Source organism: Streptomyces sp. NPDC086787, from assembly GCF_044745865.1.
GTDB lineage: Bacteria > Actinomycetota > Actinomycetes > Streptomycetales > Streptomycetaceae > Streptomyces.
In genome coordinates, this window is the sequence record NZ_JBIVBC010000020.1 from 60,894 (window position 1) to 75,873 (window position 14,980).

Here is a 14,980-nt window from a genome sequence, read left to right on the forward strand (position 1 = left end):
AGAGACCCCGTGCTCGACGGCACGGGACACTTGGGATGAGGCGGGTCAGCGAGAACCCTTCGGGTCGAGCGCGTCCCGCACGCCGTCGCCGAAGAGGTTGAAGGCCAGCACCGTCACGAAGATCGCCACACCGGGGACCACCATGTACATGGGGTCGGACTCGTAGTAGTCGATCGCGCTGGAGAGCATCTGGCCCCAGGATGAGGTGGGCGGCTTGACGCCCACGCCAAGGAAGCTGAGTGCCGCCTCGGTGAGGATGTTCGTGGGGATCATCATCGTCGTGTACACAACGATGGGCGCGACGAGGTTGGGCAGCAGCTCCTTGAAGAGGATGTAGAACTGTCCGGCGCCCAGCGACCGGGCGGCCTCGACGTACTCGCGCTCACGCAGCGAGAGGGTCTGGCCGCGCACCACGCGTCCGATGTAGGGCCAGCCGAAGAACCCGATGACCAGGATCATCACGAAGATACGCACGTTGGAGCCGGTCAGGCCGAGCATCTTGCTCGGCATGACGGAGACCAGGGCGATGGTGAACAGCAGCTGCGGGAAGGCCAGCAGGCCGTCCATGACACGGCTGATGACCGAGTCCACCCAGCCGCCGAAGAAGCCGGCGAGGATACCGAGGACGGTGCCGAGGACCACGGCGACCACGGCGGAGAGGAAACCGACCAGCAGTGAGACCCGGGCGCCGTAGAGGACGCGGGCCAGGATGTCGCGGCCGTTGACCGGCTCGACACCCAGCAGGTGGTCACCGCTGATTCCGCCCAACGACCCCGTGGGGGTGCTGAACAGAGGGTCGATCAGGTCCTCGTGGTAGGCGTCCGGGTCCTGGCCGAGCAGGTTGCTGATCACCGGCGCGAGCAGAGCGATCGCGATGAGGACCAGCACGAGCACACCACCGGTCAGGGCGAGTTTGTCCCGCTTCAGGCGCTCCCAGGCGATCCGTCCCAGGGATCGCCCCTGGACGGCCTTCTGTCCCGAAGTGGCAGCCGCCGCTTCCTCGGCCGCCTTCGGGGCCGCTTCCGCAGTCGGCTCGTGCAATGGTGCCGTCATCTGGCAGGGACCCCTCTCAACCGGCGGTGGCCGGCCCGCACTTGCCGCTGGTAGCGGCCTCAATCAATCCAACTGTCGTACACAGGGGCGAACCCCTTGGAGGGCGAGTCTTCAACGCATCGCCAACCAGTTACCAGCCTTGGAAGTGAATGGATGCGCAACCGTGATCCGGGCCCATGTTTCCCGCTATGCGGACGGTCAGTTGTGGAGACCGAACACCGGCAAGTCCGGCACAGCGGGCGCAACCGTCATCGTCCACTCGAATCGCTCCAACCGCTCGGGCGTCCGGGAGATGCCCGTCGGCGACGCGGGAAGTACGCCGGAACGGCCTGTCCGCGCCAAGTGACCGCGGAGGGACGGCGAGTTACGTACCGGTGTGTTACCGGCCGCCGCCGTGACGGTGCCGGTGCGCCGGGAGCGACGGCGGATGACGTCGGGGCCGGACGCGCACGGGATCGGGGCCGAGGCTCTCCGGGGGTTGCGCGACGCGCGCAAGCAGGCGCACGCCCGTCACCACTTCGCTGATGCCAACGGCGCAAGTGTCCCGCGGGGCCGCGACTTCGGCGGCGGGGACGGAGGCGGCGCGGCTCAGTGGGCGCCCGGCTCCGGGAAGCCGTATCCACCGTGCGGCGGCGCCTGCGCGGCGTGCGCCTCGCGGTCGTAGAACGGCCGGGTGGCCGCCCGCATCCACATCACGACCGGGTCATACTCGTCGGTCATCGCCACCGTGGACACCGGCAGCCCGTCCGGTACGGCGCCGATCGACTGCCCCATCATCGCCCGCACCGAGTCGACGGCGGGCGGAGAGGTGTCGTACACGTCCAGACCGATGGTCAAGTACGGCGCGCCGAGGGCCGGTTGCACCCAGGCACGGCGCAACGAACGGATCGCCGGGGTGCGATGGGCGTTCTGGGTGAGCAGGGCGTAGAACTGCGGGATCTCGATGGCGGGTTCGGACACCCGCAGCGGGCCGGCCGGCTGACGGTCCAGGCCGGTGGCGATGCGGCGCAGATCCGTCCAGGGAATGCCGACGCCACCGCCGGGGGCGTGCGGGTTGAGCCAGAGGCCGTAGTGGTCCGGGTAGAGCGTGCGGGCCACGTCGAGGCCGTCGGCCACCTCGTACGCCCTGTTCCAGCCGCTCGCCGACAGTTCCTGGGCCGAGGTGACACAGGGCGCGTAGCCGTGGCCGTCCACCCGCATGGTGCCGTACTGGGCGTCCGGGGAACCGGCCTGGCCGTGCCACAGGAGCATCCAGACCTGGCCGGACGACGGGTTCGCGAGGGCACGCAGCAGCGCCTCGTAGGCGTCGTAGCGCCCGGGGGTGACCTGCCGCAGCATGTGCTCGACCTGTCCGGTCGCGGTGCCGCTGCCGCTCGCGCTCACCTGGTGTACCGCCCCTTCGAGAATGTGCCCCGCGTTTGGAATCAGCTTAAGCGCCCCTGCTCCCGGGGCCTGTTCCCGCGTCCTCAGTGGCCGTACTGGTAGAACGGCCGGACGTTCTCCCGCATCCAGTGGCCCACCGGGTCCTCGGCCACGTCGAGCAGGATCAGGTTGACCGGCCAGGCGACCGGGACCGTCCCGAGCGCCCTGCCCAGCGCGTCCAGCGGGAGTTCCTGGAGGTTGCCCTCCCGGTGGGACAGTTCGACGCCCACGAACATCACCGGGTCCGCCGTCTCGATCGCGGCCAGGCAGCGGCGGGCCGTGGCGACCACGCCGGTCGCCCGGAACTCCGCGGCGGCCACGGTGAGGAAGTCGACCGGGTCGTCCTGCCAGTCGGGTTCGAAGAGACGGACCCGGCCACCGCTCGCGGGGCCGTCGAGCACGGTGCGGCCGGCCCGGCACAGCTCGGCCACCGCGTCCGGCGGCAGCGGCACGCCGACCACTCCGTCCGGGTTGACGGCGAGGCCCACCTGCGGAGGCAGCCCGCGGGCGAACTCCACGGCGGGGGCGACGGTGTACGAGAGGTGGGAGCCGACGACCCGGCGGAACTGCTCCTCGGAGCTGAACACGGGCACGTACACCTGGCCCGCGATGTCCATGGTGGGCAGGTCCAGGGGGCCGCTGTGCGGGCCGCCCCCGCCCGGCAGCGGGACCCATACGAAGCTGCGGCCCAGGACCTCGACGATCCGGCCGCCCGCCGAGGGGACGCCGAGGGAGGCCGAGAGCACCTCCTCCAGCTCGTTGCCGGGCCATCCGCCGTGCGGGTGGGGGTGGTGCGCCTGTGCCGGGAAGTCCGCGGGAGTGTCCGCCGGGAAGTCCATCTGCCTACCGCCTGCTGGGAACCGCTGGTCTGTGGCTGGAAAGGCTAGCGGGTGCCGCCGGGGAGGGGACCCGCCGTGTGCTGGGGCGCTCACCGGGTGAAGGCGATGCGGCGCAGTACGTCGGCCGCCTCCCGGTCCAGCAGTACCGCCGAGTCGCAGCCGTGGGGCAGCGCGCCGCGCTCCACGGCGCGCAGCAGGCGGGCGGCGGCTCTGCGGTGCCGCAGGAAGGCGTACCGGGAGACGCCTCTGCCGCGCCGGCGCTGGCCGTCCAGGGCGGTGTCCGGGGTGACGTCGAGGAACAGCAGGTGCAGGGTGCCGCCGCGGCGGCGGGCCGCGCGGGCCAGCCAGTCGCGCACCCAGGTCTGGGTGCCGCAGTCGTGCACGACGAGCCCGTCGCCACCGCTCAGGGCGCGGCGCAGCGCGGCGTAGTGGGCGAGGCGGACCAGGGGGCGGTAGACCGCGTACGGGAGGAGGCGGGGCGCGCGGGCGTCCCAGCGGGCACGGGTGTCCTGGGAGTCGATGCGCGCGCCGCGGACCGCTCGGCGCATCAGGGTGGTCTTGCCGCTGCCGGGCAGTCCGGTGATCACGACGAGATCGCCGGCGCCGAAGAGCAGGCCGTGCGGGCTGCGGCCGGCGCGCTCGCGCAGGTCGCGGACGACCGGCGCGGGACGCTCGGCGGACCGCACACCGGCCGGGGCGGCGGCGGGCTGTTCCGGCAGTGCGACGCCGGCGCTCGTGGCGCAGGCCGTGGTCCTGTTCACCGTGATCGTCCTCCCCTTGGGCTCGGGGATCCTCTGCCCGTCGTGTGTAAAGAGAAGGTAATGCCGCCGGTCTCGCGTTTTCGTGCGCTTACTGCCACAGCCCGGTTACAGATGCGGCCTGCCGCCGACCGGCCGGGGCATGCAATGATGTGCCCGCCAACTGCATACCGGCCGTTTGAATCCGCGCGGGAGAGTCCTCGGCAAGTGTCGCCGGGGCGCCGAAGGAGCAAGTCCCTCCCTTGAATCTCTCAGGCACCGTTACCGCGTGGGCGAGGCACATCTGAAAAGCGGGCCGCTGTGACAGCGGCTCCACCCAAGGTGCAAGCCGTGGTCCTCCCCCAGTAGGGGTGGTCAGGGCGAACCTCTCAGGTTCCGATGACAGATGGGGAGGAACGACCTCGCCTGTCATGCCTTGGGAGACGACCGACCGATGAGCAGTACTGAAGCCGCCGGCCTCCGGCACACCGCGCTCGACGCCCTGCACCGCGCGCTCGGTGCGACCATGACCGACTTCGCGGGCTGGGACATGCCGCTGCGCTACGGCTCCGAGCGGGACGAGCATGTCGCCGTGCGGACGAGGGCCGGGCTCTTCGACCTCTCCCACATGGGCGAGATCACCGTGACCGGCCCGGACGCCGCGCGCCTGCTGAACTTCGCCCTGGTCGGCAACATCGGCTCGGTCGGTGTCGGCCGCGCCCGCTACACCATGATCTGCCAGGCCGACGGCGGCATCCTGGACGATCTGATCGTCTACCGGCTGGCCGAGACCGAGTACATGGTCGTGGCCAACGCCTCCAACGCCCAGGTGGTGCTGGACGCGCTGACCGAGCGCGCGCCGGGCTTCGACGCCGAGGTCCGCGACGACCGCGACGCCTACGCGCTGATCGCCGTGCAGGGCCCCGAGTCCCCCGGCATCCTGAAGTCCGTGACGGACGCCGACCTGGACGGCCTGAAGTACTACGCGGGCCTGCCCGGCACGGTCGCGGGCGTCCCGGCGCTGATCGCGCGCACCGGGTACACCGGGGAGGACGGCTTCGAGCTGTTCGTGAAGCCGGAGCACGCCGTCGAGCTGTGGCAGGCGCTGACCGAGGCCGGCGCGGGCGTGGGCCTGGTGGCCTGCGGGCTGTCCTGCCGTGACACGCTCCGCCTGGAGGCGGGCATGCCGCTGTACGGGCACGAGCTGACCACCTCGCTGACCCCGTTCGACGCCGGGCTCGGCCGCGTGGTGAAGTTCGAGAAGGAGGGCGACTTCGTGGGCCGCGAGGCGCTCACCGAGGCCGCCGCCCGCGCCGAGCAGAACCCGCCGCGGGTTCTCGTCGGCCTGGTCGCCGAGGGCCGCCGTGTCCCGCGCGCCGGGTTCCAGGTCGTCGCCGGCGGCGAGGTGATCGGCGAGGTCACCTCGGGCGCCCCCTCCCCCACGCTGGGCAAGCCCATCGCCATGGCCTACGTCGAGGCGGCGCACGCTGCGCCCGGTACGGCCGGCGTCGGCGTGGACATCCGCGGCAGCCATGAGCCGTACGAGGTCGTGGCGCTGCCGTTCTACAAGCGCCAGAAGTAGAGACTGATCCGGGTGTGACGCCAGGGCACGTCACCCGTGCCACGTGCGGTTCCACCCGTGCCGCATACGGTTTCAGCAGTCCCCCCTTCACCACCCGTCCCACGCGTACAGGAGAATTCAGGCCATGAGCAACCCCCAGCAGCTGCGCTACAGCAAGGAGCACGAGTGGCTGTCGGACGCCGAGGGCGGCGTCGCGACGGTCGGCATCACCGAGTTCGCGGCCAACGCGCTCGGCGATGTCGTCTACGCCCAGCTCCCCGAGGTCGGCGACACGGTGACCGCGGGCGAGTCCTGCGGCGAGCTGGAGTCGACCAAGTCGGTCTCCGACCTGTACTCCCCGGTCACCGGTGAGGTCGTCGAGGCCAACCAGGACGTCGTCGACGACCCGTCCCTGGTGAACTCGGCCCCCTTCGAGGGCGGCTGGCTGTTCAAGGTGCGGATCACGGACGAGCCGGCGGAGCTGCTCTCCGCCGACGAGTACACCGCTTTCACCGCCGGCTGAGGAGTCGTAGCCGTATGACTGTCCTGAACACGCACCTGCACGAGCTGGACCCGGAGATCGCCGCCGCGGTCGACGCCGAGCTCGCCCGCCAGCAGTCCACGCTGGAGATGATCGCGTCCGAGAACTTCGCGCCGCTCGCGGTGATGGAGGCGCAGGGCTCGGTCCTCACCAACAAGTACGCCGAGGGCTACCCGGGCCGCCGCTACTACGGCGGCTGCGAGCACGTCGACGTCGCCGAGCAGATCGCCATCGACCGGGTCAAGGAGCTGTTCGGCGCCGAGTACGCCAACGTGCAGCCGCACTCCGGCGCCTCCGCCAACCAGGCCGCCCTGTTCGCGCTGGCCCAGCCCGGTGACACCATCCTCGGTCTGGACCTGGCCCACGGCGGCCACCTGACCCACGGGATGCGGCTGAACTTCTCCGGCAAGCAGTTCAACGTGGTCGCCTACCACGTGGACGAGGCCGGACTGGTCGACATGGCCGAGGTCGAGCGGCTCGCCAAGGAGCACCGCCCCAAGGTGATCATCGCGGGCTGGTCGGCGTACCCGCGGCAGCTGGACTTCGCCGAGTTCCGCCGGATCGCCGACGAGGTCGAGGCCTACCTGTGGGTCGACATGGCCCACTTCGCGGGCCTGGTCGCCGCGGGTCTGCACCAGAACCCGGTGCCGTTCGCGGACGTGGTCACCTCCACGACCCACAAGACGCTGGGCGGCCCGCGCGGCGGCATCATCCTGGCGAAGAAGGACTTCGCGAAGAAGCTGAACTCGTCCGTCTTCCCGGGCTTCCAGGGCGGTCCCCTGGAGCACGTGATCGCGGCCAAGGCGGTCTCCTTCAAGGTCGCCGCCTCGGAGGACTTCAAGGAGCGCCAGCGCCGTACGGTCGAGGGCGCGAAGATCCTCGCCGAGCGGCTGACCGCGCCGGACGCCCGCGAGGCCGGGGTGAACGTGCTGTCGGGCGGCACGGACGTGCACCTGATCCTGGTCGACCTGCGCGAGTCCGAGCTCGACGGCCAGCAGGCCGAGGACCGGCTCCACGAGGTCGGCATCACGGTCAACCGCAACGCCGTCCCGAACGACCCGCGGCCGCCGATGGTGACGTCGGGTCTGCGTATCGGTACCCCCGCCCTGGCCACCCGCGGCTTCACGGCCGAGGACTTCGCCGAGGTCGCGGACGTGATCGCCGAGACGCTGAAGCCGTCGTACGACGTCCAGGCCCTCAAGGACCGGATCCGTACGCTGGCCGACAAGCACCCGCTGTACCCGGGGCTGAGCAAGTAGTTTCCGTCCCGGCGTGGGCACCGCGCACACTGGAAGCGCACGTCCGCTTCCCAGGGCGCGGTGCCCCACCCGTTTTTTCGCACCACCCCAGAGTCATTGAGGAGTCACCGTGGCCATCTCGGTCTTCGACCTGTTCTCGATCGGCATCGGCCCGTCCAGCTCCCACACGGTCGGCCCGATGCGTGCGGCGCGCATGTTCTCCCGCCGCCTGCGCAACGAGGGCCTGCTCGGCTCCGTCGCGTCCATACGCTCCGAGCTGTACGGCTCCCTCGGCGCCACCGGCCACGGCCACGGCACACCCAAGGCGGTGCTGCTCGGCCTGGAGGGCGAGTCGCCGCGCACGGTCAACGTGGAGACCGCGGACGAGCGGGTGGAGAAGATCAAGTCGGGCGGCCTGATACGGCTGCTCGGCGAGCACGAGATCCCGTTCTCCTACGACGACGACCTGATCCTGCACCGCCGCGAGACGCTCCCCTACCACGCCAACGGCATGACCCTGTGGGCCTACGACGCCGACGGCACCGAGCTGCTCGCGAAGACGTACTACTCGGTGGGCGGCGGCTTCGTCGTGGACGAGGAGGCGGTCGGCGCGGACCGCATCAAGCTCGACGACACGGCCCTGAAGTACCCCTTCCGCACGGGCGACGAACTGCTGCGCCTCACCAAGGAGACGGGACTGTCCATCTCCTCCCTCATGCTGGAGAACGAACGGGCCTGGCGCACCGAGGACGAGATCCGCGAAGGCCTGCTCGACATCTGGCACGTGATGCGGGCGTGCGTGTCGCGCGGCATGTCCCGCGAGGGCATCCTGCCGGGCGGCCTGAAGGTGAAGCGCAGGGCCGCCGTCACCGCCCGCCAGCTGCGCGCCGAGGGCGACCCGCTGGCCCATGCGATGGAGTGGATCACGCTCTACGCGATGGCGGTGAACGAGGAGAACGCCGCCGGCGGCCGCGTGGTCACCGCCCCCACCAACGGCGCGGCCGGCATCATCCCCGCGGTCCTGCACTACTACATCAACTTCATCCCCGGCGCGGACGAGGACGGCGTCGTGCGCTTCCTCCTCTCCGCCGGCGCCATCGGCATGCTCTTCAAGGAGAACGCCTCCATCTCCGGCGCCGAGGTCGGCTGCCAGGGCGAGGTCGGCTCCGCCTGCTCCATGGCCGCCGGCGCCCTCGCCGAGGTCCTCGGCGGCAGCCCCGAGCAGGTCGAGAACGCGGCCGAGATCGGCATGGAACACAACCTCGGCCTGACCTGCGACCCGGTCGGCGGCCTCGTCCAGATCCCCTGCATCGAACGCAACGGCATGGCCGCGGTGAAGGCCGTGACGGCGGCCCGGATGGCGATGCGCGGCGACGGATCCCACAAGGTGTCCCTGGACAAGGTCATCAAGACCATGAAGGAAACGGGCGCGGACATGAGCGTCAAGTACAAGGAGACGGCGCGGGGCGGGCTCGCGGTGAACATCATCGAGTGCTGAGCAGGCGGACTCCGGCCAGCACACGTCGCACGGCGTGCATGCGGCCCATCCCCGCGTGCGCGGGGAGCAGGCTGGGTGACCTTCCGTTTCTGTGGTGGCGCGGTGCTCGAGCGTCATCCGAACGTCGGTCGCTGCGGAACTCCGGTCACGGAACCGGCGGCACTGCAAGCGTGTCGCCGGTTCCGTCAGGAGTCGCCAGGTCGAGCGGCCCGCTACGGCTGATGCACCACTCCCGCGTACCGCTGTGCGAAGCGGGTGCCCGTGGCTGCGGAGACCGTGACGTCGTAGCGGCCGCTTCGGTCTGTGGGCCAGGTCAGGTGCGTGCGGGCGCCCGGGGCCAGCCAGACGGTGCGCTCCTTGCCCGCGTAGTCGTTCGGGGTGAGGGTGAAGGACGCCTCGGTGCCGCCGGTGTTGCTCAGTTCCAGCTCTACCGTGGTGCGTCGCGGGGTCGCCCGCACCGACGGTACGGCGACGTCGTTCAGGCCCGCGCGGACGACCGTGCCGGAGAAGCGGCGGGCGAACCCGTCGGCGCCGTACACGGAGAAGTCGTAGCGGCCGTCGGTGGCGGTGGCGTCCCAGGTGTAGGTGCGGGACTGACCGGGCTGGACGGTGAACGGGGTGCCCGTGAAGGGGAGGGCGATGTTCGGGAGAACGGTGAAGTGGTAGCCGACGGTGCCGTGGTTGGTGAGGGTGCAGGTGACCTTGCCGGTGCCGCGGTCCACCGTGACGTCGGCCCAGGGGCGGTAGGGGAGGACGCGGTGCGGGCGTTCGCCCTTCTCCTGGGCGGGCATCGACTGGTCGGTGGGTATCTTGACGGCGGGGAGCGCGTTGCCCGCGTCCGCCTTCTTCATCAGAGCCACCGTGTCGGGCAGCGCCGGGATGCTGTAGTCGGGTCTGGTGAAGTCGAAGCAGCTCGTGAGGTCGCCGCAGACGGTGCGCCGCCAGTCGGAGATGTTGGGCTCGTGCACCCCGGTGACCCGCTCCAGGAAACGCACGACCGAAGTGTGGTCGAAGACCTGGGAGTTGACCCAGCCGCCGCGTGACCACGGCGAGATCACCCACAACGGCACCCGGCTGCCGAGGCCGATGGGCTTGCCGTTCGCGAACTCGTCCTTGGTGCCGGGCTCCGGGAACGGCGGGATGACGTGGTCGAAGTAGCCGTCGTTCTCGTCGTACATGAGGAGGAAGACGGTGTGCTTCCACACCTCGGGATTGGAGAACAGCGACTGGAGCGCGGTGTTGACCCAGTGGGCGCCGTAGTCGGGGCTGGCGTTGGGGTGTTCGCAGAACAGGTAGGGCGCGACCAGCCAGGAGACGGTGGGCAGCGTGCCGTCCTTGCAGTGCTTGTCGAACGCCGTGAGATCCCACTTCGTCATGGCGTTGACGTAGCGCGGGTCGTCCTTGGGGAACTCGTGGAACTGCTTGAAGTACGAGAGCGCGTTGTCGTCGTAGTCACCGTTGCGGTCGTCGGAGCCGTCGGGGTTGTGGTAGACGCGCCAGCTGACGCCGGCCGCCTCCAGGCGTTCGGCGTACGTCGTCCAGTCGGCCACCGGGTTGTTGGTGACCGGGGTGTTGTCGGTCCACGGGCCGGTGGTGCCGTCGACGCCGGGGCCGCAGGTGCCGGTCCACAGGAAGAGGCGGTTGGGGTCGGTGGGGCCGTTGAGCGAGCAGAAGTACCCGTCGCAGAGGGTGAAGGCGTCGGCGAGGGCGTACTGGTAGGGGATGTCCTCGCGGGTGAAGTAGCCCATGGTGCGCTCGCCCTTGGACTGCACCCACTTGTCCATGGCGCCGCTGTTGACGGCGTTGTGGCCGGTGTCCCAGTCGTGCGGGAGGCCGGCCGCGTTCTGCGCGTTGTACTTGGTGGTGTCCATGCGGAAGGGCAGCAGGTAGCCCTCGCTGCGGCCCCGGTCCGGCTGGCGGAACACCGAGTCTCCGTTGGACAGGACGGTCGCCTGCTTGTCGCCGAAGCCCCGGACTCCGCCGAGGGTGCCGAAGTAGTGGTCGAAGCTGCGGTTCTCCTGCATCAGGATGACCACGTGTTTGACGTCGGCGACGCCCTGGCGGCCGGCACCGTTGCCTGCGGCGGCTGCCTCGGCCGTGCCGGGGAGTCCGGCTGCCATGGCGGCGGTGGCCGCGGTGGTGCCGATGAAGGAACGGCGGCTGATCTCGGTCATGGGAGGTGGGCCCTTCGGGGTGCGCGGTCAGCCGCGGGCGGACAGGGAGAAGGTGACGACGGCGGCGGCGTGGTCGGAGGGCCAGCCGTTGGCAGCGGTGTCCGGCACCGGGCGGGGCCAGCCGGTGACCAGGGTGTGCGCCTCCTCGACCCGGAGCCGTCCGGCGAACTGGATCTGGTCGACACGGTCCTGGGGTTCCGCGCCACCGCCGCTCTCGCGTCGCGGCCTGACCGGGGACCAGGTGTTTCCGGGCGTCTTCGCCGGGTTCGGGTGGGCATCGCGGAAGGCGTCGGTGAGGCCCGCCCTCTCCAGTGCCTCGGTCACGGGCCAGCGGACCCGGCCCGCTCCCCCGTGCGCGGCCGCCGTCCGGTTGGTCCAGTCGTGGTGCGACGGCGAGGCGAGCGCGGCCGCCAGCACGAGGGGGCCGCGGGCGGCGAGTTCGGGGCGCAGCGCGGACACCAGCGCCTGCGTCTGCCGGTAGCGGGCGGTGCCTTTCTCGGCCGTCTCGGTCTGGGCCGGAGTACGGCCCCCGAGCAGCGCGTACGGCCCGTAGTCGGCGTCGTCCAGCCGGGCCGTCCACACGCGTACCGTGCGGCCGCCGGGCAGGCGCAGCGTCGCCGCCGCGGCCGGAAGGTCCTCGGTCGGGATGACGGTGTCGGTGAGCGGGTGGCGGCTCACGATGCCGAGGCCAGGGGCCTGGTGGACGTGCCAGCCGAGCGCCTCGGCGAGTTCCTCCGCGCCCTTGTCCCCGCATTCCTGGAGGGCCACGACGTCCAGGCCCTGGGTGAGGACGAGCCGCAGCTGCTTCTCCAGCGAGCCGTCGACGTGGGCGCCGGCGTCCCAGAGGTTGAGGGTGGCGGCCTTGAGCCGCAGCCGCTCGCGGGAGGTGCGCACGGGCACCTGCACGGTGACGGTGTCGGTGCCGACGGCGCTGTCGGTGACGGCGGCCACCAGCCGTCCGGGTCTGCGCGGAGCGAGGTGCGGGGCCCGGCCGCCGACCGTGCCGTCCGCGGTCACCGACAGCCAGGGGTCGCCGCCGGTCCGCTTGAAGACCGGGCCGCCCGCGGGGTTGCCCCCGGGTCTGATCCACAGGCCGCCCAGCTTCACGGAGAACTCGGTGCCCGCGGTCTGCGGGGCGGTGGTGACGGCGTCCACGGCCGCGTGGGGGCGCGGGATGACGGGACGTGCCGTGAAGGTGAACGGGGTCGTCTTCGCCAGGATGCCGTAGCCGTCCTTGGCGAGCAGATACGCGGTGTACGGGCCACCGGTGAGGGCGGCGGTGTCGAGGGTGATGTCGCCGTCGGCGCCGGGCGTGTACTGCCAGGCGAGGGCGGAGCCGTGGCCCGGCTGCCGGTCGCCGTCGTACACGCCGATCCAGTTCTTGGCGTCGGGTGTGCCGGTCGTCCAGTGGAAGGAGAGTTTGTCGCCCTCGTGCGGGGCGTGTGTGGTCAGCCCGACCGAGTTGTCGACGGGGGCACCGCCCGCGAAACCGAACGGTTCGGTCTTCGCGAGGACTGCGTAGCCGTCCTTGGCCAGCAGGTAGGCGATGTACGGTCCGTCGCCCAGGCCGGAGGTGTCGAGGGTCTGCTGCCCGGAGGCGCCGGGTACGTAGGCCCATACCAGGGAGCTGCTTCCGGTCGCGGGCTGCCGGTCGGCGGGGTAGACGCCGATCCAGTTCTTGGCGTCGGGCGCGTCCGTCGCCCAGTTGAAGGCCAGTTTGTCGCCGCGCTTGGGGGGTGTCGCGGAGGCGATCGTGATGCTGCTCCCGGACGCGGTGGCCTGTGAGAGGGATGTCACGGTGTTGATCCCCTAAGTTGTCTATATAACTTCCTCCCAAGCAAGCCGGTCCCGGGCGACGTCCGCGTGAACGCCGGGTTGCCGACGACCGGGAGGGACAGGGAAATCTGAGAGACCCCTGCGCTGGGCGCGAGCCGCTCGAATTGCCGGTAAATACCTTCTGAGCTGGGCATTTGACGGGGCGAGGGGCCTTTTCGGGGTGCGCATCGGCCGCCCGAGCCGCCTTGGGTCGCGTCGGCGCGAGGGGGTACGGCGACAGCGTGCGGCCGTTCACCGATCAGGGCCGTCTGTGCACAGCCGGCGCGGCCGGAAACCTGAGCGTCAGCTGTCCGACAACTGTGTTGCCCCCGGGGCTACCGTGAAGTAACCGCTCACCCCTACGCTTCGGCCAACTCGCCTACGACGAAGGGGCATTGAGGGATGCGCGTAGTGAAAAGGCTGGCGGCGCTGGTGGGTGCCGCCGCGCTGCTGGTGGCGGTACCGGCGAATGCCCGTGCGGCGGAGCCGCCGAAGTTCTCGGAGACGACGGCGATCGGGACGCACAACGCGTACGACAAGGGCAAGTACACGTACTTCGCCCAGGCGTTGGACTCGGGCGCCTCGCTGCTGGAGCTGGACGTGTACGTGGACACCCTGAGCCACCGCTGGCGGGTCAGCCACAGCAACCCGTGGGGCAACGACAACAACTGCGAGGCCGCCAAGACACCGGGCGACCTGTACAGCAAGTCACGCAACCAGGACCTCGGCAGCTGCCTGGACAACATCGCGGCCTGGAACCAGCTCCACCCCGACCACCCGCCGATCGTGTTCAAGGTCGAGTTCAAGGTCGGCTTCTACGACAAGGGGGGCATGGGCCCGGACGAGTTCGACAAGCTGGTGTCGCAGAAGCTCGGCAGCAGCGTCTTCAAGCCGGCCGACCTGCTGGGCGGCACGTACTCCTCGCTGGACGCGGCGGCCAAGGCGAACGCCTGGCCCTCCCGCGACTCCCTCAAGGGCAAGTTCATGTTCGAGCTGATCCCGGGAACGGTGGAGCAGTCCAACCCGTTCGACCACTACTGGACCGACGAGGAGTACGGCGACCATCTGCGCGACCTGTACGCGGCGGGCCGGATCAGCGAGGCCCAGGCCTTCCCGGCGGTGATCAACGCCGAGAACGGTGACCCGCGCGTCAACCGCTACGACGCCTCCATCCGGCCCTGGTTCGTGTTCTTCGACGGCAGCGCGGCGACGTATGTGAACAACGGCTACGACACCTCCTTCTACTCCACGAACCACTACATCCTGATCGCGACGGGCGCCGACAGCGTCTCCCCGTCGATCTCCTCGACCAACCCCACGGACGCCGAAGTCGCCACCCGGCTGGACCTGTTGGCCAAGGACCACGCGAGCATCATCACGTCCGACTGGTCGTCGAAGTCGGCGGCGGTCCTGAGTTCGGTCACGTCGAGAAGCTGAGACAAGCTGCGCGTCGATGGATAACCGGTGCAAAATGAGGACTTGTACCACAACTCCTGGCACAAAAAGGAGTCCGCATGCTGCACGGCATCGACGTGAGCGCGTTTCAGCCCACTACGTACGACACGGACGGCCTCTCCTTCGCCTTCATCAAGGCGACGGAGGGGCGTTCGTACACCAACCCACGACTCACCGCCCAGACCAGGACCGCGCGTGCGGCCGGGCTGGTCGTCGGCTTCTACCACTTTCTGTGGCCCGGTGAACTCACCGCGCAGGCCGAGTACTTCGTCTCCCACGCGCCCGAGCGGCCGGGCGACATCCTCGCCGTCGACTGGGAGACGACGAGCGACGGGACGCACGCCGACAACGCGGAGAAGGACCGCTTCATCCGCAAGGTGAAGGAACTACGGCCGGCGAACCGGGTCGTGCTGTACGCGAACCGGAACTTCTGGCTGGACATCGATGTCACGTCGTATGCCGGCGACGGTCTCTGGATCGCCGACTACGTGACCGCGGGCAAGCCCCGCATCAAGGCCAAGTGGCTCTTCCACCAGTACACCAGTGATCCGCACGACAAGAACGTGGCACGCTTCGAGAGCCGGAGCGCGCTGCGCGAGTGGGCGGCGGGAGCCTGACACGGCCGAAGGGGGCGCCGGTGGACCCGG

Annotated in this window: 12 protein-coding genes and 1 riboswitch; of the genes, 6 read left to right on the top strand and 6 right to left on the bottom strand. The window is 70.3% G+C overall.

The features are described 5' to 3' along the window. Positions 1-45: 45 nt before the first annotated feature. The 4 genes from ACIPK3_RS30885 to ACIPK3_RS30900 form a co-directional block, all read right to left on the bottom strand. On the bottom strand, positions 46-1,053 hold the full coding sequence (locus tag ACIPK3_RS30885) for an ABC transporter permease (protein ID WP_402575013.1): 1,008 nt from the start codon (positions 1,051-1,053) through the stop codon (positions 46-48). Between the two features lie 588 nt (positions 1,054-1,641). Continuing rightward, entirely contained in the window at positions 1,642-2,436 is a 795-nt protein-coding gene (locus tag ACIPK3_RS30890) for an enhanced serine sensitivity protein SseB C-terminal domain-containing protein (protein WP_402575015.1), read from the bottom strand. Positions 2,437-2,519: 83 nt separating this feature from the next. Further along, a complete protein-coding gene (locus ACIPK3_RS30895; protein WP_402575017.1) occupies positions 2,520-3,314 on the bottom strand; it encodes an enhanced serine sensitivity protein SseB in 795 nt (264 codons plus the stop codon). Positions 3,315-3,403: 89 nt separating this feature from the next. Beyond that, entirely contained in the window at positions 3,404-4,081 is a 678-nt protein-coding gene (locus tag ACIPK3_RS30900; RefSeq protein WP_402575069.1) for an AAA family ATPase, read from the bottom strand. A gap of 170 nt (positions 4,082-4,251) precedes the next feature. Next, positions 4,252-4,349, top strand: a riboswitch (glycine riboswitch). A 156-nt stretch (positions 4,350-4,505) separates the two neighbouring features. Between ACIPK3_RS30900 and gcvT the strand changes: the two genes are divergently transcribed. The 4 genes from gcvT to ACIPK3_RS30920 all read left to right on the top strand — a co-directional run bounded on the left by gcvT (position 4,506) and on the right by ACIPK3_RS30920 (position 8,889). Beyond that, positions 4,506-5,633, top strand: coding sequence for a glycine cleavage system aminomethyltransferase GcvT (gcvT, locus tag ACIPK3_RS30905; RefSeq protein WP_402575019.1), 1,128 nt, complete (start codon positions 4,506-4,508; stop codon positions 5,631-5,633). Positions 5,634-5,757: 124 nt separating this feature from the next. Continuing rightward, positions 5,758-6,135 (top strand): glycine cleavage system protein GcvH, encoded by a 378-nt coding sequence (gene gcvH, locus ACIPK3_RS30910; protein ID WP_402575021.1) that lies wholly within the window; start codon positions 5,758-5,760, stop codon positions 6,133-6,135. 14 nt (positions 6,136-6,149) lie between these two features. Next, positions 6,150-7,412: a serine hydroxymethyltransferase gene (gene glyA, locus ACIPK3_RS30915; RefSeq protein ID WP_402575023.1), complete on the top strand. Its 1,263-nt coding sequence runs from the start codon at positions 6,150-6,152 to the stop codon at positions 7,410-7,412. Positions 7,413-7,521: 109 nt separating this feature from the next. After that, on the top strand, positions 7,522-8,889 hold the full coding sequence (locus ACIPK3_RS30920) for an L-serine ammonia-lyase (RefSeq protein ID WP_402575025.1): 1,368 nt from the start codon (positions 7,522-7,524) through the stop codon (positions 8,887-8,889). 212 nt (positions 8,890-9,101) lie between these two features. Here ACIPK3_RS30920 and ACIPK3_RS30925 read toward each other — a convergent pair whose 3' ends face one another. Beyond that, on the bottom strand, positions 9,102-11,063 hold the full coding sequence (locus tag ACIPK3_RS30925; protein ID WP_402575027.1) for a phosphocholine-specific phospholipase C: 1,962 nt from the start codon (positions 11,061-11,063) through the stop codon (positions 9,102-9,104). A 27-nt stretch (positions 11,064-11,090) separates the two neighbouring features. Next, positions 11,091-12,860 (bottom strand): hypothetical protein, encoded by a 1,770-nt coding sequence (locus ACIPK3_RS30930; RefSeq protein WP_402575029.1) that lies wholly within the window; start codon positions 12,858-12,860, stop codon positions 11,091-11,093. Between the two features lie 420 nt (positions 12,861-13,280). On the opposite strand from ACIPK3_RS30930, the gene ACIPK3_RS30935 reads away from it, so the two are divergent. Next, a complete protein-coding gene (locus tag ACIPK3_RS30935; protein ID WP_402575031.1) occupies positions 13,281-14,315 on the top strand; it encodes a phosphatidylinositol-specific phospholipase C domain-containing protein in 1,035 nt (344 codons plus the stop codon). Positions 14,316-14,392: 77 nt separating this feature from the next. Next, positions 14,393-14,950 (top strand): glycoside hydrolase family 25 protein, encoded by a 558-nt coding sequence (locus ACIPK3_RS30940; RefSeq protein WP_402575033.1) that lies wholly within the window; start codon positions 14,393-14,395, stop codon positions 14,948-14,950. The last annotated feature ends 30 nt before the right edge of the window (positions 14,951-14,980 follow it).